The sequence below is a fragment of the Microbacterium sp. BWR-S6Y genome (assembly GCF_041379845.1).
GTDB lineage: Bacteria > Actinomycetota > Actinomycetes > Actinomycetales > Microbacteriaceae > Microbacterium > Microbacterium hydrothermale.
Window position 1 is genome coordinate 63,690 of record NZ_JBFECV010000004.1, and the last position, 19,328, is coordinate 83,017.

18 protein-coding genes and 1 tRNA gene are annotated in these 19,328 nt (G+C 69.8%); 14 read left to right on the forward strand and 5 right to left on the reverse strand.

What is annotated here, in order from left to right; genetic code table 11:
• Positions 1 to 39 precede the first annotated feature (39 nt).
• The 3 genes from AB1K56_RS09750 (at position 40) to AB1K56_RS09760 (ending at position 2,715) form a co-directional block, all read left to right on the forward strand.
• Positions 40 to 237 carry a hypothetical protein gene (locus AB1K56_RS09750; protein WP_136586061.1) on the forward strand — a complete coding sequence of 66 codons (198 nt, stop codon included), beginning with the start codon at positions 40 to 42 and terminating at the stop codon, positions 235 to 237.
• A gap of 64 nt (positions 238 to 301) precedes the next feature.
• Positions 302 to 1,768, forward strand: coding sequence for a cardiolipin synthase (gene cls, locus AB1K56_RS09755; protein ID WP_371205493.1), 1,467 nt, complete (start codon positions 302 to 304; stop codon positions 1,766 to 1,768).
• Between the two features lie 206 nt (positions 1,769 to 1,974).
• The gene (locus AB1K56_RS09760; RefSeq protein ID WP_371205494.1) at positions 1,975 to 2,715 is read left to right on the forward strand and encodes a hypothetical protein; all 741 of its coding nucleotides are present in this window, start codon (positions 1,975 to 1,977) and stop codon (positions 2,713 to 2,715) included.
• A gap of 19 nt (positions 2,716 to 2,734) precedes the next feature.
• Here the strand turns inward: AB1K56_RS09760 and AB1K56_RS09765 are convergent, their stop codons facing one another.
• Together AB1K56_RS09765 and AB1K56_RS09770 are read right to left on the reverse strand one after the other, a co-directional pair.
• Entirely contained in the window at positions 2,735 to 2,968 is a 234-nt protein-coding gene (locus AB1K56_RS09765; protein WP_371205495.1) for a helix-turn-helix domain-containing protein, read from the reverse strand.
• Positions 2,965 to 3,591, reverse strand: a complete 627-nt coding sequence (locus AB1K56_RS09770) for a hypothetical protein (protein ID WP_371205496.1) — start codon at positions 3,589 to 3,591, stop codon at positions 2,965 to 2,967. The genes AB1K56_RS09765 and AB1K56_RS09770 overlap by 4 nt, the downstream gene beginning before the upstream one ends.
• 189 nt (positions 3,592 to 3,780) lie before the next feature.
• Here AB1K56_RS09770 and AB1K56_RS09775 point away from each other — a divergent pair, with 189 nt between their 5' ends.
• From AB1K56_RS09775 to AB1K56_RS09785, 3 genes are all read left to right on the forward strand, one after another.
• Positions 3,781 to 6,306 (forward strand): ATP-dependent Clp protease ATP-binding subunit, encoded by a 2,526-nt coding sequence (locus AB1K56_RS09775; protein WP_136586056.1) that lies wholly within the window; start codon positions 3,781 to 3,783, stop codon positions 6,304 to 6,306.
• A gap of 72 nt (positions 6,307 to 6,378) precedes the next feature.
• Positions 6,379 to 6,888 carry an amino-acid N-acetyltransferase gene (locus tag AB1K56_RS09780; protein WP_136586055.1) on the forward strand — a complete coding sequence of 170 codons (510 nt, stop codon included), beginning with the start codon at positions 6,379 to 6,381 and terminating at the stop codon, positions 6,886 to 6,888.
• Between the two features lie 119 nt (positions 6,889 to 7,007).
• Positions 7,008 to 7,667 (forward strand): hypothetical protein, encoded by a 660-nt coding sequence (locus AB1K56_RS09785; RefSeq protein WP_371205497.1) that lies wholly within the window; start codon positions 7,008 to 7,010, stop codon positions 7,665 to 7,667.
• 105 nt (positions 7,668 to 7,772) lie between these two features.
• On the opposite strand, the gene AB1K56_RS09790 is transcribed toward AB1K56_RS09785, so the two are convergent.
• A complete protein-coding gene (locus tag AB1K56_RS09790; protein ID WP_371205498.1) occupies positions 7,773 to 9,308 on the reverse strand; it encodes an amino acid permease in 1,536 nt (511 codons plus the stop codon).
• Between the two features lie 149 nt (positions 9,309 to 9,457).
• Here AB1K56_RS09790 and AB1K56_RS09795 point away from each other — a divergent pair, with 149 nt between their 5' ends.
• The 6 genes from AB1K56_RS09795 to AB1K56_RS09820 all read left to right on the forward strand — a co-directional run bounded on the left by AB1K56_RS09795 (position 9,458) and on the right by AB1K56_RS09820 (position 15,042).
• Complete coding sequence (locus AB1K56_RS09795; RefSeq protein ID WP_371205499.1) at positions 9,458 to 10,813, forward strand: glutamine synthetase family protein; 1,356 nt, start codon at positions 9,458 to 9,460, stop codon at positions 10,811 to 10,813.
• Positions 10,794 to 11,570, forward strand: coding sequence for a gamma-glutamyl-gamma-aminobutyrate hydrolase family protein (locus AB1K56_RS09800; protein ID WP_371205500.1), 777 nt, complete (start codon positions 10,794 to 10,796; stop codon positions 11,568 to 11,570). Before AB1K56_RS09795 ends, AB1K56_RS09800 begins: the two co-directional genes overlap by 20 nt.
• Positions 11,567 to 12,922: an aldehyde dehydrogenase gene (locus AB1K56_RS09805; protein WP_371205501.1), complete on the forward strand. Its 1,356-nt coding sequence runs from the start codon at positions 11,567 to 11,569 to the stop codon at positions 12,920 to 12,922. The genes AB1K56_RS09800 and AB1K56_RS09805 overlap by 4 nt, the downstream gene beginning before the upstream one ends.
• Before the next feature lie 163 nt (positions 12,923 to 13,085).
• Positions 13,086 to 13,865, forward strand: a complete 780-nt coding sequence (locus tag AB1K56_RS09810; RefSeq protein WP_371205502.1) for a 3-oxoacyl-ACP reductase — start codon at positions 13,086 to 13,088, stop codon at positions 13,863 to 13,865.
• A gap of 23 nt (positions 13,866 to 13,888) precedes the next feature.
• Positions 13,889 to 14,605, forward strand: coding sequence for a FadR/GntR family transcriptional regulator (locus AB1K56_RS09815; RefSeq protein ID WP_136586049.1), 717 nt, complete (start codon positions 13,889 to 13,891; stop codon positions 14,603 to 14,605).
• 26 nt (positions 14,606 to 14,631) lie between these two features.
• Positions 14,632 to 15,042, forward strand: a complete 411-nt coding sequence (locus AB1K56_RS09820) for a dehydrogenase (protein WP_136586048.1) — start codon at positions 14,632 to 14,634, stop codon at positions 15,040 to 15,042.
• Positions 15,043 to 15,339: 297 nt separating this feature from the next.
• Here AB1K56_RS09820 and radA read toward each other — a convergent pair whose 3' ends face one another.
• A complete protein-coding gene (radA, locus tag AB1K56_RS09825; RefSeq protein WP_136586047.1) occupies positions 15,340 to 16,707 on the reverse strand; it encodes a DNA repair protein RadA in 1,368 nt (455 codons plus the stop codon).
• Between the two features lie 195 nt (positions 16,708 to 16,902).
• Positions 16,903 to 17,856 carry an L-lactate dehydrogenase gene (locus AB1K56_RS09830; RefSeq protein ID WP_264629883.1) on the reverse strand — a complete coding sequence of 318 codons (954 nt, stop codon included), beginning with the start codon at positions 17,854 to 17,856 and terminating at the stop codon, positions 16,903 to 16,905.
• 309 nt (positions 17,857 to 18,165) lie between these two features.
• Here AB1K56_RS09830 and AB1K56_RS09835 point away from each other — a divergent pair.
• Positions 18,166 to 18,256: transfer RNA gene (locus tag AB1K56_RS09835), tRNA-Ser, on the forward strand.
• A 241-nt stretch (positions 18,257 to 18,497) separates the two neighbouring features.
• The gene (locus AB1K56_RS09840) at positions 18,498 to 19,322 is read left to right on the forward strand and encodes a DUF4344 domain-containing metallopeptidase (protein WP_371205503.1); all 825 of its coding nucleotides are present in this window, start codon (positions 18,498 to 18,500) and stop codon (positions 19,320 to 19,322) included.
• Positions 19,323 to 19,328: the final 6 nt, after the last annotated feature.

Below are 19,328 nucleotides of genomic sequence, written 5' to 3' on the forward strand. Positions count from 1 at the left end.
GCGGCTGGGGAGGAGTCGTGCGCGGGTATCCTGGTGGGTATGGACAACACCTGGGTCGCGGCGCTGTGGGCGATCCTGCCCACGATCGTCGTCTCGGTCGTGTTCTTCTTCATCCTCCGCAACGTGATCCGCATGGACCGCACCGAGCGCAAGGTCTACTCGCGCATCGAAGCCGAGGAGCGCGCGAAGCGCGGCCTTCCCCCGGTCGCCCCCGCGCGCGAGGGTTCCGCGAACTGACGATCTCGCGGCGGTTGTCGGACCCCGTCGCTACGCTGGGTGCACAACCCGCCCAGGAGGATCCGTGATCAACGCCACGTTCGACGCGAGCTGGCTCGTCATCACGCTGTTCGTCGTCGATCTCGTGGTGCGCATCGCGGCCGTGATCATCGTGCCCCGCAACCGCCGGCCCACCGCCGCGATGGCCTGGCTCCTGGCGATCTACTTCATCCCCTTCGTCGGGGTTTTCCTGTTCCTGCTGATCGGCAACCCCCGGCTCCCGCGCAAGCGCCGTCGCAAGCAGGCCGCGATCAACGAGTACATCCACGACACCAGCGCGTCGCTGGAGTTCGGCACCCTGCGGCCGAACGCCCCCGACTGGTTCCGCGCCCTGGTCCGTCTGAACCGCAACCTGGGGGCCATGCCGATCGCGGGCGACAACGCGGCGACGCTCATCGCCGACTACCAGCAGAGCCTCGATGCCATGGCCGAGGCGATCCGGCGGGCGACGCGGTACGTCCACGTCGAGTTCTACATCCTGCAGACCGACGACTCCACCGATAACTTCTTCCGCGCTCTCGAAGAGGCGGCCGAGCGCGGCGTCGTGGTCCGCGTGCTGCTCGATCACTGGGCCAATCGCGGGAAGCCGTTCTACAAGCAGACCCTCCGCCGGCTCGACGCGATGGGCGCGCACTGGCACCTCATGCTCCCCGTGCAGCCGTTGCGCGGGCGCTACCAGCGCCCCGACCTGCGCAATCACCGAAAGCTCCTCGTCATCGACGGCGACGTGGCGTACATGGGCTCGCAGAACGTCACGGACTCCTCGTACAACCTGCGCAAGAACATCCGCCGCGGTCTGCACTGGGTGGACCTCATGGTGCGCGTCGAGGGCCCGGTGGTGGCCAGCATCAACGCCGTCTTCCTCTCGGACTGGTACAGCGAGACCGACGAGACGCTCACCGACGAGATCGACCTGTTCTCGGTCAGCTCGGGGCCCGGCGACCTCGACTGCCAGATCGTGCCGTCGGGACCGGGCTTCGATTTCCAGAACAACCTCAAGCTGTTCCTCGGGCTGCTCTTCGCCGCCCGTGAGCGCATCATCATCGTCAGCCCGTACTTCGTCCCCGACGAAGCCCTGCTCCTCGCGATCACCACGGCGTGCCAGCGCGGGGTGCACGTCGAGCTCTTCGTCTCCGAAGAGGGCGACCAGGCGATGGTCTACCACGCTCAGCGCAGCTACTACGAGGCCCTCCTGCGCGCGGGGGTGGTCATCTGGATGTACCGCAAGCCGTTCATCCTGCACAGCAAGAGCGTCACGATCGACGACGAGGTCGCCGTCATCGGGTCGAGCAACATGGACATGCGCTCGTTCGGTCTGAACCTCGAGGTGTCGATGCTCGTGCGCGGCGAGGAGTTCGTGCGCGACATGCGCGCCGTCGAGCACACCTACCGCCGTCTGAGCCGGCAGCTCACTGTCGAGGAATGGCAGCGTCAGCCGCTGCGGTCGACGATCCTCGACAACCTCGCGCGCCTCACCTCGGCCCTGCAGTGACCCCGCGGAATCCCCCGTCCGGGGCGATGCCATCTTCCGTCCTCGTCGCGCGCTCAGCGCGCGAGGTTCCTCGACCGACCGACGCGCCCGTCGCGGCGAATCCCGCGACAGATGACGGACCGCTTCCGCGCCACGCGGACGGTTCGCCGCCGGCATCCAGGATTCTCCGCCATCATGGGCCGGAACTCGCCCCCCCGGAGGTTCACATGTCCCGTCACCGTCTGACGCTCGCCGCCCTCGTCGGCGCGGGCCTTCTCGCCGCCGGTGCGCTCACCGGGTGCGCCACGGGAGCCGCTCCCGGGTCCGCCTCGCCCTCGGGTACCGCCTCGTCCGCGGCTCCGGATGCCGAGACTGCGGCGCCCCCCGCCGGCGTCGAGGCGGCCTGGCTCGACGCGGGCCGTTCCGTCGCCGTCGTGACGTGGGGGAGTTCGTCGTGTCCGCCCGTCGCCGAGGGGGCCACCGCCGCCGGGGACGGCAGCGTCTCCGTCACGCTCGCGGACTCCGCGCGCACGGACTGCACGCGCGACATGGCGCCGAGGGCCACGCTGGTCAGCCTGCCGGCGGGCGTGGATCTGACCGGGGCGCTCGAGCTGACGGTGGAGGGCGTGGTCGAGGGGCGGACGACTCTCGCCGCTCTGCCCGCCCCTCCGGCGGATGCCGGCCAGTTCGCGCCAAGCGCCGGATGGGTGGACGACGCTCTCGTCGCGATCGTGACCTACGGGAGCTCGGGTTGCCCTCCCACCGTGGAGGCGGTGAGCGCCTCCGGCTCCGACATCGTCGTGCAGTTCGCCACTCCGCCGGCCGATCAGGTCTGCACGATGGACATCGCTCCGCGGGTCACCCTCGCCGACGTCGGCGACGACGCCCCCGAGGGGGAGGCGTCGGTCGTGCTCTCGGGCGGAGGGATGGAGTCGACCGACCCGATCCCGGTGCTCGGCTCGCGCTGACACGCGACGAGGATCCGGGTCAGCGCGTCACGACCAGCAGGTCGCCCACCTCGCAGTCCAGCGCACGGCAGATGGCCGACAGCGTCGAATAGCGGATCGCGCGCGCCCGGTCGTTCTTCAAGACCGAGAGGTTGACGACCGAGACGCCGACCATCTCGCTCAGGCGGGTGAGCGTCATCCCGCGGGCCTCCAGCAGCTCGTCCAGGCGGCAGTGGATGCCGGTGGGCCCGTCGTCCGCGGCGGCCGGGGTCATACGAGCCCTTCCGTGTCGCGCTGCAGGCGGTCGCCGACGGCGAAGACGGTGCTCGACAGGGCCGCGACGAAGCCGACGACGATGAGGATCGGCAGATCGATCTGCTGCGTCAGCCCGCGGTCGTAGGTGCGCTCGGACAGCCAGGCGAGGGCGCCGTTGGCGACCATGTTGTGCAAGAACGGCACCGCGAAGGCGGCGACGAGCGACACGATGCCCACCGCGACGACGAGGCGGGTGTGCCGCCGGCTGAAGATCTCGCCGCGCAGGATGCCGATGCACAGGATCAGCAGGAGCACGACCACCGCGACGACAGCGGCGGCGAAGATCCCCTCCGACAGGAACAACGCCCAGAGGGAGGCGAGGGGGAGCGACGGTGCCGTGACCACCGCGCCGGTCAGCTCGACCGGAACGGATGCTCCGTCGGGGCCGATCGGCGCCTGGGCGACCGTGTCGAGGAAGTCGATGGGGACGCGCACGTCGCGATTGCCGGCGGCGGCGACGATCGTCGCCGCGGAGCTGATCACGGCCCAGACGGCGATCGCGACGCCGGCGACGATGAAGAGCAGGAAACTGCCGGTGTCGCCGCGCGAGAGGGTGCGCGCGGCGGGACGAGGGGATGCCATGATCGCTCCTTATCGAGAATCGTTGTTATCGGTGATCGATACGGTATCGACTATCGATGGGGTTTGCACGAGCGGATGCGAGGGCGGTATGCCCACGGCGAACACGCGTCCGTGGCCTCCGGTCGCTGGTTACTCTCGATGTACGGCGCGCGGAGGCGTGCCTGTCAGCCCATTTCTGGAGGGACTGAGATGTTCGAGAGATTCACCGACCGTGCCCGTCGTGTGGTCGTCCTCGCCCAAGAAGAGGCGAAGATGCTCAACCACAACTACATCGGCACCGAGCACATCCTGCTCGGGCTGATCCACGAGGGCGAAGGTGTCGCCGCGAAGGCGCTCGAGTCCCTCGGCATCTCGCTCGACGCCGTCCGCGAGCAGGTGCAGGACATCATCGGCCAGGGCCAGCAGCAGCCGACCGGCCACATCCCCTTCACGCCGCGCGCGAAGAAGGTGCTCGAGCTGTCGTTGCGCGAGGCGCTCCAGCTCGGCCACAACTACATCGGCACCGAGCACATCCTCCTCGGCCTCATCCGCGAGGGCGAGGGTGTCGCCGCCCAGGTGCTCGTCAAGCTCGGCGCCGACCTGAACAAGGTGCGCCAGCAGGTCATCCAGCTCCTCTCGGGCTACCAGGGCAAGGAGCCCGCGGGCGTCGCCACCGGCGCCGGCGAGCAGCAGTCCTCGGGTGCCCAGGGCGGTTCGGCCGTGCTCGACCAGTTCGGTCGCAACCTCACCCAGGCCGCGCGCGACAACAAGCTCGACCCCGTCATCGGGCGCGAGAAGGAGATCGAGCGCGTGATGCAGATCCTGTCGCGCCGCTCGAAGAACAACCCCGTCCTCATCGGCGAGCCCGGTGTCGGAAAGACCGCCGTCGTCGAGGGCCTGGCCCAGGCCATCGTGAAGGGCGACGTCCCCGAGACGCTGAAGGACAAGCAGGTCTACTCGCTCGACCTCGGCTCGCTCATCGCCGGGTCCCGCTACCGCGGTGACTTCGAGGAGCGCCTGAAGAAGGTCACCAAGGAGATCCGCACGCGCGGCGACATCATCGTCTTCATCGACGAGATCCACACCCTCGTGGGCGCCGGTGCGGCCGAGGGCGCGATCGACGCGGCATCCATCCTCAAGCCCCTCCTCGCCCGCGGCGAGCTCCAGACCATCGGAGCCACCACGCTCGACGAGTACCGCAAGCACTTCGAGAAGGATGCCGCTCTCGAGCGCCGCTTCCAGCCGATCCAGGTGGCGGAGCCGAGCCTGCCCCACGCGATCAACATCCTGAAGGGCCTGCGCGACCGCTACGAGGCGCACCACAAGGTGCAGATCACCGACGGCGCGATCGTGGCCGCGGCGAACCTCGCCGACCGGTACATCAGCGACCGGTTCCTGCCCGACAAGGCGATCGACCTGATCGACGAGGCCGGCGCCCGCCTGCGCCTGTCGATCCTGTCGTCGCCGCCGGAGCTGCGCGAGTTCGACGAGAAGATCGCCAAGGTCCGCGAGCAGAAGGAGCAGGCCTCCGAGGAGCAGGACTTCGAGAAGGCCGCGTCGCTCCGCGACGAGGAGAAGTCGCTGCTCGCCGAGCGTCTGCGCCTCGAGAAGCAGTGGCGCTCGGGCGACGTCGCCTCGCACGCGGTGGTCGACGAGGGCCTGATCGCCGAGGTGCTCGCTCAGGCGACCGGCATCCCGGTGTTCAAGCTCACCGAGGAGGAGTCCAGCCGCCTCATGTTCATGGAGAAGGCCCTGCACCAGCGGGTCATCGGCCAGGAAGAGGCGATCGCAGCCCTGTCGCGCACGATCCGTCGTCAGCGTGCGGGCCTCAAGGACCCGAAGCGTCCGAGCGGTTCGTTCATCTTCGCCGGCCCCACGGGCGTCGGAAAGACCGAGCTCGCCAAGGCGCTCGCCGAGTTCCTCTTCGACGACGAGGGCGCGCTGATCTCGCTCGACATGTCGGAGTTCGGTGAGAAGCACACGGTCTCGCGACTGTTCGGTGCCCCTCCCGGATTCGTCGGCTTCGAAGAGGGCGGCCAGCTCACCGAGAAGGTGCGTCGCAAGCCGTTCTCGGTCGTGCTGTTCGACGAGATCGAGAAGGCCCACCCCGACATCTTCAACTCGCTGCTGCAGATCCTCGAAGAGGGTCGCCTGACCGACGGTCAGGGTCGCGTTATCGACTTCAAGAACACCGTGATCATCATGACGACGAACCTTGGTTCGTCGGCGATCGCCGGTGGTCCCGTGGGCTTCCAGGTCGAGGGCAGCGCCCAGACCTCGTACGAGCGCATGAAGGGCAAGGTCGACGAGGAGCTGAAGCGCCACTTCAAGCCCGAGTTCCTCAACCGCGTGGACGACGTGATCGTCTTCCCGCAGCTGAACAAGGACGAGCTGCGTCAGATCGTCGGTCTGTTCGTCAAGCGCCTGGCCGACCGCCTGCTCGACCGCGACATGACGGTGGAGCTGTCGGACGACGCGAAGGACAAGCTCATCGAGATCGGCTTCGACCCGACCCTCGGTGCGCGTCCCCTGCGCCGCGCCATGCAGCGCGAGGTCGAGGACCGTCTGAGCGAGAAGATCCTGCACGGAGAGCTCGAGTCGGGCGACCACGTGAAGGTTGGCGTCGAGAACGGACAGTTCACCTTCGACAGCGCGCCGCGCGGCGACAAGGTCGCCATCGGTGTCGGAACGGCCGGCGAGATCGCCGCCACTCCCGACACGCTCGCGGGGAGCTGAGACGCATAACAGACAGGGACCTGGATGCCACGGCATCCGGGTCCCTTCTGCGTTGCGGCGTACGCTGGTTCGATGACCTCTGCCACGCCGTTCGTCGTCCGCCCCGCCGCGACAGCCGACGTGCGACGTATCCACGAGCTGCTCGAGCCGTTCGTGCAGAAGCGCATCCTGCTGGGCAAAGACCTCGTGGTCCTCTACGGCTCGGTGCAGCAGTTCGTCGTCGCCGAGGTCGACGGCGTCGTGATCGGATGCGGCGCGCTGCACGTCATGTGGGACGACCTCGCCGAGATCCGCACGCTCATCGTGCACGACGACTGGCTGCACCACGGCGTCGGTCGAGCGATCGTGGAAGACCTCGAACAGCGGGCGCGCGATCTGGGTGTGGCCCGCCTGTTCTGCCTCACGTTCGAGGTCGACTTCTTCACGCGGCGCGGCTTCGCGCCGATCGGGGAGCAGGTCGTCGACCCCGACGTCTACTCGCAGCTCGTGCGCAGTCCCGACGAGGGCGTCGCGGAGTTTCTCGACCTGGCGCACGTGAAGCCCAACACCCTCGGCAACACCCGGATGCTCAAGCAGCTCTGAGTCGTCCGCCGCGCCGGCTGCCGCCCCTTGCGCCCGGCGAGGCGGCGAAAGCGCTGTGAGGGCGCCGGGCGGAGCGCGCCGTGGCGGGTCGGCACCGCTGCGGCGCCTACCCTGGAACCATGACCGATGCCCCCCGTAGGCGGAGGCAGTCCCCGGCGGTCTACCGTCGACGTCGTCTCGCGGCGGGGCTTCTGGCCCTCGTCGTGATCGGCCTCGTCGTGTGGCTCGTCGCGGCTCCGCCGTGGCGCTCCGCCCCGACAGCCCTCGACACGCCCGCGCCCGCCGAGAGCACCCCTGCCGCCGTCGCGAGCCCGTCCGCCCCCGCGGTGGCGTCGAGCTCGCCGTCGCCGACCGCCAGCACGCCGACCGGACCCGTGGAGTGCACCGCGGCCGACATCACCGTCGAGGCGCTCTCCGACAAGGGGCAGTATGGCCAGGGCGAGAACCCGCAGCTGTCGATCCGGCTCACCAACACCTCGGCCGGGCCGTGCACGATGAACGTCGGCACGAGCGCGCAGTCGTTCACGGTGACCAGCGGATCCGACGTGTGGTGGCGCTCGACCGACTGCCAGACCGAGCCGAGCGACATGGAGGTCACCCTCGCGGCCGGTCAGGTCGTCACCAGCTCGGCTCCCCTCACGTGGGACCGCACGCGGTCGTCGGTGGGGTCGTGCGAGAACGAGCGCCCCTACGCGCCCGGCGGTGGGGCGACATACCACCTGAGCGTCTCGATCGGCGGCATCCCCTCCGCCGGAACGGCGTCGTTCGTCCTGCAGTGAGGCCTCTGGGCCCCGAGCCCGGCTCACCGTGCGAGGCGCCCCGAAACCCTCGGCCGGCGAAGCGGAGGGGCGGATGCCGCGGCATCCGCCCCTCCGTTCCGTCGCTCAGGAGCGCCGGTCGCCGAACACCTCGCCCTCCATCGCGTCGTAGCCCTCCTTCTGCGGGTCGCCGTGCAGGCCACCCGACAGGGCGTACTCCTCCTCGGGCGACAGCACGAGGCGATGCCGGCCGTAGACGGCGAACGCGATGAAGATCACCGCGTAGACGACGATGATCGCGACGATCGCGAGCAGGTAAGCCGGGTTCAGCAGCAGTCCGAAGAACACGACCGCGGCGATGATCGCGGCCGAGTACGCCCCGAACAGGCCCCACGGGCTCTTGTACGGACGCACCGCGTGGGGGAACTTCCGCCGCAGGACGATGAACGACACCATCTGCAGGAAGTAGGCCAGCACGGCGCCCCACACGGCAATGTTCAGCACGATCGCGCCGGCCGGGCTCGCGTCGCCGCCCGCCGCCTGCACGACCACGAGGGCGACGAAGCCGAGGACGGCGCCGAACACGAGCGCGACCCAGGGGGTCTTGCGGGCTCCGGTGAGCGACAGCCAGCGCGGGTAGTACCCGGCGCGCGAGAGCGAGTACATGTTGCGGCCGTAGGCGAACATGATGCCCATCAGCGACGCCAGCAGGCCGACGAGCGCGAGGAGCGACAGCAGGGCCGCGGCCTGATCGCCGACCATCGCGCGGAAGCCGTCGAGCAGGGGTTCGAGCGAGCTGCCGGTCGCGTCGGCGCCGAGCACCCCGGTGTTCAGGAACAGCACGATCAGACCCGTGACGATGAGCGTGCCGCGGGCCCACAGTCCGGCGCGGGGGATGTCTCGCGCGGGGTCGTGCGACTCCTCGGCCGCGAGCGGGAGCTCCTCGATGCCGAGGAAGAACCACATCGCGAAGGGGAGCGCCAGCAGGATCGAGCCGACGCCGAAGGGGAGGAACTCGGTGTTGCCGTCGGTGGGGGCGATGTTCCACAGCGAGCCCCAGTCGAAGGCCCCCGTCATGAGCGACATCGCGCCGAACACGACGATGATGCCGATCGAGATGATGGAGACCACGATCGCGAAGCCGAACGAGATGTTCGCTCCCGCGGCGTTGAGGGCGATGAAGAGCGCGTAGAGGATGATCCACCAGACGAACGCCGGAAGGCTGACGCCGGTGAGCAGCTCGAGGGCGGAGTCGGCGTACTGCCCTGAGAAGTAGACGACGACGGCGGTGGTCGCGACGTATTCGATGGTCTCGGCGAGACCGGTCGCGAGGCCGCCCCACGGCCCCATCGCCGATCGGGCGAACGAGTAGGCGCCGCCGGTGTGCGGCATCGCGGCGGCCATCTCGCCGATCGAGAAGGTCAGGCCGTAGTACATGACGACGAGGATGACGAAGGCGATGAGCATTCCGCCGAAGCCCGCGAAGCCGATGCCGAAGTTCCAGCCCGAGAAGTCGCCCGAGATGACGGCGGCGACGGCGAGGCCCCACAGGCCCCACACACCCGCCGAGCGTTTCAGGGTGCGTTTCTCGAAGTAGGCGGCATCCGTCGTCGTATAGGTGGCTCCGGCGACCTTTTTGCGGGAATTGCTCGAGGTGGACATGTGACCTCCAGAAGGATGATGGCTGGCTTCGGGCTCGCCTTGCGCAAGATCATGGCCCTCTATTGGTCGACGTGTCTACCTTTGGCGTGTAAGTTCCTCGTTACGTCCTCGGATCGGAGGGCGACGGAAGGCGAGAGGAAGACGACATCATGGCGGGCAATCTCACCAGCGCGGAACTGGATGCCGCGATCGACGCGGGCGAGATCGACACGGTCGTCGTCGCCTTCCCCGACGCGCAGGGCCGTCTCGTCGGCAAGCGCGTCGCGGCACGGTTCTGGCGCGACGAGGTGCGGGGGCACGGCGCCGAAGCCTGCAACTACCTGCTCTCGGTCGACGTCGACCTCAACACCGTCGACGGCTACGCGATGTCGAGCTGGGAGAAGGGCTACGGCGACATGCTGCTCGTGCCCGATCTCGACACGCTCCGCCGCATCCCGTGGCAACCGGGAACGGCGCTCGTCTTCGCCGACCTCGCGTGGGAGGACCGCGCCGCGGTGGTGCAGTCGCCGCGCGGCATCCTGAACGCCCAGCGCGAGCGGCTCGCCGAGCGGGGTCTCACGGCCTACGCGGGGACGGAGCTCGAGTTCATCGTCTTCGAGGACTCGTTCCGCGACGCCTGGGCCAAGGGCTACACCGGGCTCACCCCCTCGACCGATTACAACGTCGACTACAACCTGCTCGCCACCACGCGTCTCGAGCCCCTGCTGCGCGACATCCGCGTCGGCATGGACGGCGCGGGCATGTACTGCGAGGGAGTGAAGGGCGAGTGCAACTTCGGTCAGCAGGAGATCGCCTTCCGCTACGCCGAGGCCCTCGAGACCGCCGACAACCACACGCTCTACAAGAACGGGGCGAAGGAGATCGCCGACCGCCACGGCAAATCGCTGACCTTCATGGCGAAGTTCAACGAGCGCGAGGGCAACAGCTGCCACATCCACCTCTCGGTGCGCGGCGACGACGGCGCCGCGGTGATGGCGGGCGACGGCGACCACGGATTCAGTCCCCTCATGCAGCACTGGATCGCCGGCATCCTGGCCACGCTCCGCGAGTTCACGCTGCTGTACGCGCCCACCATCAACTCGTACAAGCGCTACGCGAAGGGCTCGTTCGCCCCCACCGGCGTGGCCTGGGGCGTGGACAACCGCACGTGCGCGCTGCGCGTCGTCGGTCACGGCTCGTCGCTGCGCGTCGAGAACCGCGTGCCCGGGGGAGACGTCAACCCGTACCTCGCGATCTCGGCGATCATCGCGGGCGGTCTGCACGGGATCGAGAACGAGCTCGAGCTGCCCGCGCCGCTCACCGGCAACGCGTACGCCGCGGGGGTCGACACCCTCCCGACGACGCTGCGCGAGGCGGCGCGCCTGTTCAGCGAGTCGACGATCGCCCGCGCCGCCTTCGGCGACGACGTCGTCGAGCACTACCTCAACCAGGCGCGCATCGAGGTCGAGGCCTACGACGCCGCCGTCACCGACTGGGAGCGGGTCCGTGGTTTCGAGCGTCTCTGATCCGCAGCGAACCCCCGTCGTGGGGCTCACGACCTACCTCGAGCGCGCGAAACAGGGGGTCTGGGACGTGCGCGCCTCGTTCCTTCCGCAGCAGTACTTCGACGCGGTGACCGCATCGGGCGCCTCGGCGGTGCTCCTTCCCCCGCAGCCCCGACCCGAGCAGGCCGCCGCCGCCGTGCTCGACGGCATCGACGGGCTCATCCTCACCGGCGGGCTCGACGTGCAGCCCGAGCTCTACGGCGCCGAACGCCACCCCACGACCGACCCCGCGCGCGCCGACCGCGACGCGTGGGAGATCGCCCTGCTCGCGGGGGCGCGGGAGCGCGGCATCCCGGTCTTCGGCATCTGCCGAGGCCTGCAGCTCATCAACGTCGCGATGGGCGGGACGCTGCACCAGCACCTGCCCGAGGCGCTCGGCACCGAGCGCTACCGCATCGGCGGGGGCGTATTCGCCGAGAACACCGTCGACGTGGATGCCGACACCCGGCTCTCCGGCCTCGTCGGCGCCGGGGAGCTCACCGTCCACAGCTACCACCACCAGGGCGTCGACCGCGTCGCCGAGGGACTGCGGGTCACCGCGCGCACGGATGACGGGCTCGTGCAGGCCGTCGAGCTGCCGGGCGACGACTACCTCGTTGCCGTGCAGTGGCATCCGGAGGAGAACGCCGAGGACCGGCGGCTCTTCCTCGGGCTCGTCGCCGCGGCCGCGCGGTACCGGGCCGAACGTTCCGCTCACCACCAGGAAGTGTCCGCATGAGCACCTTCACCGTCATCGACCCGTCCACGGGCTCGCCCATCACGACGCTCGAGCGCGCCGAGATCGACCAGGTGGATGCCGCCGTGGCCGACGCCGTGCGCGCGCAGCGCGCGTGGGCCGCTCTCGCCCCGGTCGCCCGCGCCGACGCCCTGCGCGCCTTCGCCCGCGTCGTCGAGGCGCACGTCGAGGAGCTCGCGGCCCTCGAGGTGCGCAACTCCGGGCACCCGATCGGCTCGGCCCGGTGGGAGGCGCAGCACGTCGCGCAGGTGCTCAACTACTACTCCGGCGCCCCGGAACGCCTGATCGGTTCGCAGATCCCGGTCGCCGGCGGCCTCGACGTGACCTATCACGAGCCGTACGGCGTGGTCGGGATCATCGTGCCGTGGAACTTCCCCATGACGATCGCCGCGTGGGGCTTCGCGCCCGCGCTCGCCGCGGGCAACGCCGTCGTGCTCAAGCCCGCGGAGCTCACGCCCCTGACCGCCGTGCGCCTCGGTGAGCTCGCTCTCGAGGCCGGGCTCCCCGAGGGGCTGTTCCAGGTCGTCGTCGGATCCGGCTCGGTCGTGGGCCAGCGCTTCGTGTCGCACCCCGACGTGCACAAGGTCGTCTTCACCGGCTCGACCGAGGTGGGCACCGAGGTCGCCGCCGGATGCGCGCGGATGCTCAAGCCCGTGACCCTCGAGCTCGGCGGCAAGAGCGCGAACATCGTCTTCGCCGACGCCGACCTCGAGAAAGCCGCGGCCGGGGTTCCCGGTTCGGTCTTCGACAACGCCGGTCAGGACTGCTGCGCGCGCAGCCGCCTGCTGGTGCAGCGGAGCGTCTACGACCGGTTCCTCGAGATGCTCGAACCCGCCGTCGCGGCGTGGAAGGTCGGCGACCCGCACGACGAATCGACCCAGATGGGACCGCTCATCTCGGCATCCCATCGCTCCACCGTCCAGGGCTTCCTCGACGGGGTCGATGTGGCGTTCGGCGGCTCGGCGCCCGAGGGCGACGGCTTCTGGTTCGCCCCGGCGGTCGTGCTCGCTCAGCCGGGCGACCGCATCGCGCGCGACGAGGTCTTCGGGCCGGTGCTCGCCGTCATGCCGTTCGACGACGAAGCGGATGCCATCCGCCTCGCCAACGACACCGCCTACGGTCTCGCCGGCTCGATCTGGACCGAGAACCTGGGTCGCGGCATCCGGGTGTCCCGCGGGGTGCGCAGCGGCGTGCTGTCGGTGAACTCGCACTCCTCGGTGCGGTACGCGACCCCGTTCGGCGGCATGAAGGCCTCGGGCCTCGGCCGCGAGCTGGGCCCGGATGCCGCCGAGCACTTCACCGAGGTGAAGAACGTCTTCTACGCCACCGAGTGACCCCCCGCCCCCACCCTCCCTCCCTCTGCCGCCGGCCCAGTCTTCGGCCGGTTCGCCCCCCTCGTCCCACCTATGACGGTCCTCGTCCCCCTTATGGCCGGTCTGGAGGCCCCACACCAGCCATAAGGGGGACGAGGTCCCGCGCGAAAGGAACCACCGCACCATGACCATCGACCTCACCCAGCGCCTGCGCGACCGCGTCGCGATCGTCACCGGCGGCGCCAGCGGCATCGGCCTCGCCACCGCCCGCCGCTTCGCCGCCGAGGGCGCGCGCGTCGTGATCGCCGACCTCGACGAGACCACCGGCGTCGCCGCCGCCGAGGCGGTGGGCGGCGTGTTCCGGCAGGTGAACGTCGCCGACGAGGCCTCGGTCGACGCGCTCTTCGACGGCGTCGCCGTCGACCTCGGCAGCGTCGACATCGCCTTCAACAACGCCGGCATCTCGCCCGCCGACGACGACTCGATCGAAACGACCGAGCTGCCCGCCTGGGACCGGGTGCAGGACGTCAACCTCAAGAGCGTGTACCTGTGCTCGCGCGCGGCGCTGCGGCACATGGTGCCGGCGGGCAAGGGGTCGATCATCAACACGGCCTCCTTCGTCGCCCTCCTCGGCTCGGCCACCTCGCAGATCTCGTACACCGCGTCGAAGGGCGGCGTGCTCGCGATGACCCGCGAGCTCGGCGTGCAGTTCGCCCGACAGGGCATCCGCGTCAACGCGCTGTGCCCCGGACCCGTGAACACCCCGCTCCTGCAGGAGCTCTTCGCGAAGGACCCCGAGCGCGCGCAGCGCCGCCTCGTGCACGTGCCGATGGGCCGGTTCGCGGAACCCGAGGAGATGGCCGCGGCCGTCGCTTTCCTGGCATCCGACGACGCGTCGTTCATCACCGCGACGGCCTTCGTGGTCGACGGCGGTATCACCAACGCCTACGTCACCCCGCTCTGAGCCCGGCATGACAGGCTGAGAGGGTGAGCGAGGCGCCCCTGGACGACCTGCGGCGGGCCGTCTACCGGCCCGTCCGCAGCGGCAACGCGCTCGAGGACACCACGGCCCGCATCGTGCAGACCGTGCGTCTCGGTCTCGTCGCCCCCGGGGAGTCGCTGCCCGCCGAGCGCGAGCTCGCGTCGCTGTACGGCGTCAGCCGCGACACCGTGCGCGAGGCGATCCGCGAGCTCGCCGACGCCGGATGGCTCGAGACCCGGCGCGGCCGCTACGGCGGAACCTTCGTCGTCGACCCCGTGCCGCGTCCGTCGGAGCCCGCCGTGGTCTCAGCCGCAGAGCTCGGCGACGTCATCGCGCTGCGCGGGGTGCTCGAGCCCGGGGCCGCGTGGGCGGCGGCGGGACGATCGCTGTCCGCCGACGAGCGCGACGTGCTGTGGGCGCGGCACGAGAGCGCGGCGCACGCCGACGGAGAGGACTACCGCCGACTCGACACCCTGCTGCACCTCACGATCGCGGAACTCGCCGGCATCCCCTCCCTCGTTCCCCTGGTGGCCGACAATCGCGCGAAAGTGAACGCGTGGCTCGACACCTTCCCCCTCCTGCCCCGGAACATCGACCACTCCACCTCGCAGCACGCCGCGATCGTGTCGGCGATCCTCTCGGGCCGACCGGATGCCGCCCACGCGGCCATGCGGGATCATCTCGCGGGTTCCGAAGCCTTGCTGCGCGGGTTCCTGGCCTGACCGCGCCGCCGGATTAGGCTCGGAGGATGGCCGGGAGCAAGAAGCGCAGAGGGAAGAAGCACGACATGGACTTCAAGAACACCGCGCTGACCGACGCCCTGCAGACCCAGGACATGGCCGCGATCGCCTTCGCCCTCCGGCACGGACCGACCGTCGTCCCCCTCATGACGCCCGGCGACGCCGACAACCCGCTGAGTGTCGGGGAGGTCTGGACCTACCGCGATCCGAACACCGGGCAGGTCGCGCTGCTGCTGTTCAGCGACGCGGCGCACAAGCCCGAGACGCTGCCGCCGCACGTCGCGCTGCAGTCTCCGCAGTGGCTGCGCTCGTTCCTGGGCGCGCATCAGGATGCCATCACCACGGTGTTCATCGACATCGCGGGGCCGCACCCGATCCAGGCCTCGCCGGCCGACCTGATCGCCGCTCTCGACGCCTGACCTGCGGCGGCGGGCTGTCCGCGCCGCGCGGGGTCGCTGCGGAGCAGCGGGTTGTGCGTCGCGCGGGGCGTACGTCGCGCGGGCGAGCCACCGCGGGTGGCGCGGCGCGGGTGAAAGGCTCGAGTCGCGCGGGTGAAGGACCCGTGCAAGACTCGACGGCATGGAGTACCTGATCGCCGGTGCCGTGTGCGCCGCCGGACTTGTCATCCCCGCCGTGCTGGGCATGACCTCCCCGCACCGTCGTCGCCGGTCCGCTCCTCCCGGGCGCTGAACCATCGGCTCCTGTCTGCCGGCCGGTCAGAACCCCGGTTCGCTGTCGTCGCGCGGCACGCCGCGCACCTGCAGCTCGTTGAGCGCCTGCGCGAGCTTGCGCGATGAGGCGTCGAGCACCGTGTGATACCCCAGCCGCTTCGCCTCGGAGGCGCGCTGTGCGGCCTGCGTGACGTTGCGGATCTCGCCGGTGAGCGTGAGCTCGCCGATCGCCGCCAGCCGCTTCGACACCTTGCGGTTCTTCACGGCGTTGGCCACGGCGATCGCGATCGCGAGGTCGGCGGCGGGCTCGACCAGGCGGACGCCGCCGACCGTCGAGACGTATACGTCGCGGTCCGACAGAGTGAGGCCCATGCGGCTCTCGAGCACCGCGAGCACCATCGCGACGCGCGACGAGTCGACGCCGTTGACGATGCGGCGGGGGTTGGGAGCGGTCTGACGCACGGCCAACGCCTGGATCTCGACGGGGAGCGCCCGACGTCCTTCCATCGCGATCGTGACGCAGGTGCCCGGCTCGGGTTCGCCGTGACCGAGGAAGAGGGCGCTCGGGTCGGCGACCTCGGCGATGCCGGTGCCGGTCATGTCGAAGCAGCCGACCTCGTCGGTGGGGCCGAAGCGGTTCTTGAGCGCGCGCACGAAGCGCAGGGAGGTCTGGCGGTCGCCCTCGAAGTGGCAGACGACGTCGACGAGGTGCTCGAGGATGCGGGGACCGGCGATCGATCCGTCTTTCGTGACGTGGCCGACGATGATGACGGGGAGCCCCCGTTCCTTGGCGACGCGGATGAGGGCGGATGCCACCTCGCGCACCTGGGCGGGCTGACCGGCGGCTCCGTCGCTGTGAGCCGACGACACCGTCTGCACCGAGTCGACGATGAGAAGGCCCGGCTCGACCTGGTCGATGTGGCCGAGGATGGTGGCGAGGTCGGTCTCGGCGGCGAGGAACAGCTCGTCGTGCAGGGCGCCCGTGCGTTCGGCCCGCAGGCGCACCTGCGCGGCGGACTCCTCGCCGCTCGCGTAGAGCACGCGACGCCCGGCGCGGGCGCTCTGGGCTGCGACCTCGAGCAGGAGCGTCGACTTGCCCACGCCGGGCTCGCCGCTCAGTAGGATCGCCGCACCGGGCACGATGCCGCCGCCGAGAACGCGGTCGAACTCGCCGACCCCGCTTGTGCGGCGCGGGGCGTCTTGCGTGTCGATCTCGGTGATGCGCCGTGCGGCGCGGGCGGCGCCGGGGGCCACGGGCACGATCGAGCGGACGATCCCGGTCTGCTCGGCGGCCTCGACCACGGTGCCCCACGACTGGCACTCGCCGCACCGTCCGACCCACTTGAGCGTCGTCCATCCGCACTCGGTGCACCGGTAGGGAGCGGGGGCTGTTGCAGGACGACGGGATGCCATGCAGTCAGGCTACGCGGGGCCTCCGACATCGCACGCGCCGGGTGGCGGCATCCGGGATCTGGCGCGAGGTGCGTACGCCGACAAACGCCCCCTGTGCGGAGAAACGGGGTGCGAGAGCGTTTGTCGGGACGGAGAGCGTGTGTCGCGGGGGCGGATGCGACACCGCGCGGCGGCGTAGCGTCAGCCGCGGCGCCGTCAGCCGCGCAGCGAGTCGGCGACGGTCGTCAGCGCGTCGGCCGAACGACGAAGCAGCGTGACCTCGTGGTCGGAGAAGGGCGTCGCAGCGATGGGCACGGCGCCGCGCGCCGACACGATCGAGGGCACCGAGAGCGCCATTCCGCTGATGCCGTGGAAGTCCTCGAGCACGGTGCTGACGGGGAGGATCGCGTGCTCGTCGCGCAGGATCGCCTCGACGATCCGGGCGCTGGAGAGACCGATGGCGTAGTTCGTCGCGCCCTTTCCCTTGATCACCTTGTACGCCGCGTCGCGCACGTCGACGGCGATGGCATCCAACTGCTCCTGGTCGAAGCGCGAGCCGTCGGGCAACTCAAACTCCGTGATGGGGACCGAGCCGATCGTCGCGGTCGACCACAGCGGGAACTCGGTGTCGCCGTGCTCGCCCACGATCCACGCGTGGACGCTCGAGGTGGCGACTCCCGCGCGCTGCGCGATCTTCCAGCGCAGGCGAGAGGTGTCGAGCACGGTGCCCGAGGCGAAGATACGCCGCGTGGGCAGGCCGGTCGCCTCCTGCGCGAGCACGGTGAGGACGTCGCACGGGTTGGTGACGATGACGTAGATCGCGTTGGGGGCGACCTCGAGCAGCTTCGGCATCATGTCGCGGATGATGCGCGCGTTCGTCGCGGCGAGTTCAGTCCGCGTCTGGCCGGGGTTCTGCTTGGCCCCCGCGGTGATGACGACGACGTGCGACCCCTCGGCGACGGCGACGTCGCTGCCGCCGGTGATGTCGCTCGAACCGGTGAACTGCGTGCCGTGGGCGAGGTCGAGCACCTCGGCCTCGACCTTCTCGGTCGCGATGTCGTAGAGCGCCACGTGGCGTGCCGACCCGCGGATGAGAGCCGCGTACGCGACGCTCGCCCCCACGCTTCCCGCGCCCACGACCGTCAGTTTCGAGTTCTCGATCACGCTCATGGCTCGATCCTGGCAGCGCGCGCGGGGCGGCTCCAGAGGGGTGTTTCGACGGTGGAGGAACGGATGCCGCGGCCTCGGGCCGGGGTTCACGCGCGACGTACGAAACTCCTGAGCTCCTCGCGGCGAACGCCTCGGCGCGGGAGGATGCGAGGCCGGGGGCGCCATTTTTCAGGAGTTCCGCACGCCGGGGCGGGAGCGGCGACCTGCCGGGAGCCTGTTCTCCTGCGTCCCGCGCGCCGGCGCGGGCACGGCGACCCGCCGGAGGGCGCCGATTCGCGGCATCCGGTCTTGTGTCGTAAGCTTGTCGGCGGTGACGTGTCCGAGCGGCCGAAGGTGCAACTCTCGAAAAGTTGTGTAGGGTAACCCCCTACCGTGGGTTCAAATCCCACCGTCACCGCCACCGCGAAGGCCCCGACTCCCCTTGTAAACACTGGAGAGTCGGGGCCTTCGCTCTGTCTCCGCGGTCTGAGCCGAAGGCGCCGTCGTCGAGAGGGCCGACGGGCTCCAGATGGGCGTCGGTGCGACGGTGCCTCTGCCGATCCCGACACGGTATTCCCGAGAGACGAGACCGCGCTCGGCGCCACATCTGACGCGGAATGAGAAAGCTGATTCGATGGTGTGAGTTTTGCTATTTTCACCTCGTGAAGTCCACTCGAGCAGCCCGTACGGCGATGTCGCTGGCGGCAATCGCTTTCCTCTCCGTCCTCGCGGCGTGCGCCCCGGTGAACGAGGCTTCCTCGGGCACCGCGCGGGGTCAGGGCTCCTTCGTCGTGCAGTACGATCCGGCCTCGACCCCCGAGAATCAGACGGAGCGGACGATGTGGCAGGAGGCGGGTCTTCTCGAAGCTTTCGCCGATGAGATGAACAAGACGGTCGCCCTCCCGCAAGACGTCGCCGTCGTCGCGAAGGAGTGCCGGGAGGCGAACGCCTTCTACGATCCCGCCACGTCGTCGATCTCCCTCTGCTACGAACTCTCCGCCAGCGAACGGACTTCTCTCGAAGCGGATGCCGCGGGTGTCGACACCTCCGGTGAAGAGCCCATCGATCAGCAGCTCCTTGAGAGCGCCCGCGCTGTCCTCTACCACGAGGGCGGTCACGCCCTCCTTGCCGAGCTGGGCCTCGCCTTCACGGGGCGAGAGGAGGACGTCGCTGATCAATATTCCGTGTACGCCCTCACGGGAACCGAAGACGACGCCGACTCTCTGATCACCGTGGCGAAGATCTATTACCTCCATGCCCAGTCCGTCACGGATGTCGACGAGCTTCCGTTCTCGGACACGCACGGTCTCGATGCGCAGCGGTCGGCGAACTTCCTCTGCTACGTATACGGCGCGTATCCGCAGCGCTACGAGTACCTCATCGACGAGGGGACACTCGACGCCCATCGAGCAGGTGGATGCGGGGAGGAGTACGCGCAGCTCGCGGCGGGGTGGGAGAGCCTGCTCCGTCCTCATCTGCGTTCGTGAAGCGAG

What these genes read in the sequence shown, in the direction of transcription:
- AB1K56_RS09770 (WP_371205496.1), bottom strand. Translation starts at nt 3,591, where the DNA reads ATGGCATCCCCTCGTCCCGCCGCGCGCACCCTCTCGCGCGGCGACACC.
- radA (WP_136586047.1), bottom strand. Translation starts at nt 16,707, where the DNA reads ATGGCATCCCGTCGTCCTGCAACAGCCCCCGCTCCCTACCGGTGCACC.
- AB1K56_RS09790 (WP_371205498.1), bottom strand. Translation starts at nt 9,308, where the DNA reads ATGTCCACCTCGAGCAATTCCCGCAAAAAGGTCGCCGGAGCCACCTAT.
- AB1K56_RS09765 (WP_371205495.1), bottom strand. Translation starts at nt 2,968, where the DNA reads ATGACCCCGGCCGCCGCGGACGACGGGCCCACCGGCATCCACTGCCGC.
- AB1K56_RS09805 (WP_371205501.1), top strand. Translation starts at nt 11,567, where the DNA reads ATGAGCACCTTCACCGTCATCGACCCGTCCACGGGCTCGCCCATCACG.
- AB1K56_RS09820 (WP_136586048.1), top strand. Translation starts at nt 14,632, where the DNA reads ATGGCCGGGAGCAAGAAGCGCAGAGGGAAGAAGCACGACATGGACTTC.
- AB1K56_RS09760 (WP_371205494.1), top strand. Translation starts at nt 1,975, where the DNA reads ATGTCCCGTCACCGTCTGACGCTCGCCGCCCTCGTCGGCGCGGGCCTT.
- AB1K56_RS09785 (WP_371205497.1), top strand. Translation starts at nt 7,008, where the DNA reads ATGACCGATGCCCCCCGTAGGCGGAGGCAGTCCCCGGCGGTCTACCGT.
- AB1K56_RS09810 (WP_371205502.1), top strand. Translation starts at nt 13,086, where the DNA reads ATGACCATCGACCTCACCCAGCGCCTGCGCGACCGCGTCGCGATCGTC.
- AB1K56_RS09750 (WP_136586061.1), top strand. Translation starts at nt 40, where the DNA reads ATGGACAACACCTGGGTCGCGGCGCTGTGGGCGATCCTGCCCACGATC.
- AB1K56_RS09795 (WP_371205499.1), top strand. Translation starts at nt 9,458, where the DNA reads ATGGCGGGCAATCTCACCAGCGCGGAACTGGATGCCGCGATCGACGCG.
- AB1K56_RS09830 (WP_264629883.1), bottom strand. Translation starts at nt 17,856, where the DNA reads ATGAGCGTGATCGAGAACTCGAAACTGACGGTCGTGGGCGCGGGAAGC.
- AB1K56_RS09775 (WP_136586056.1), top strand. Translation starts at nt 3,781, where the DNA reads ATGTTCGAGAGATTCACCGACCGTGCCCGTCGTGTGGTCGTCCTCGCC.
- AB1K56_RS09780 (WP_136586055.1), top strand. Translation starts at nt 6,379, where the DNA reads ATGACCTCTGCCACGCCGTTCGTCGTCCGCCCCGCCGCGACAGCCGAC.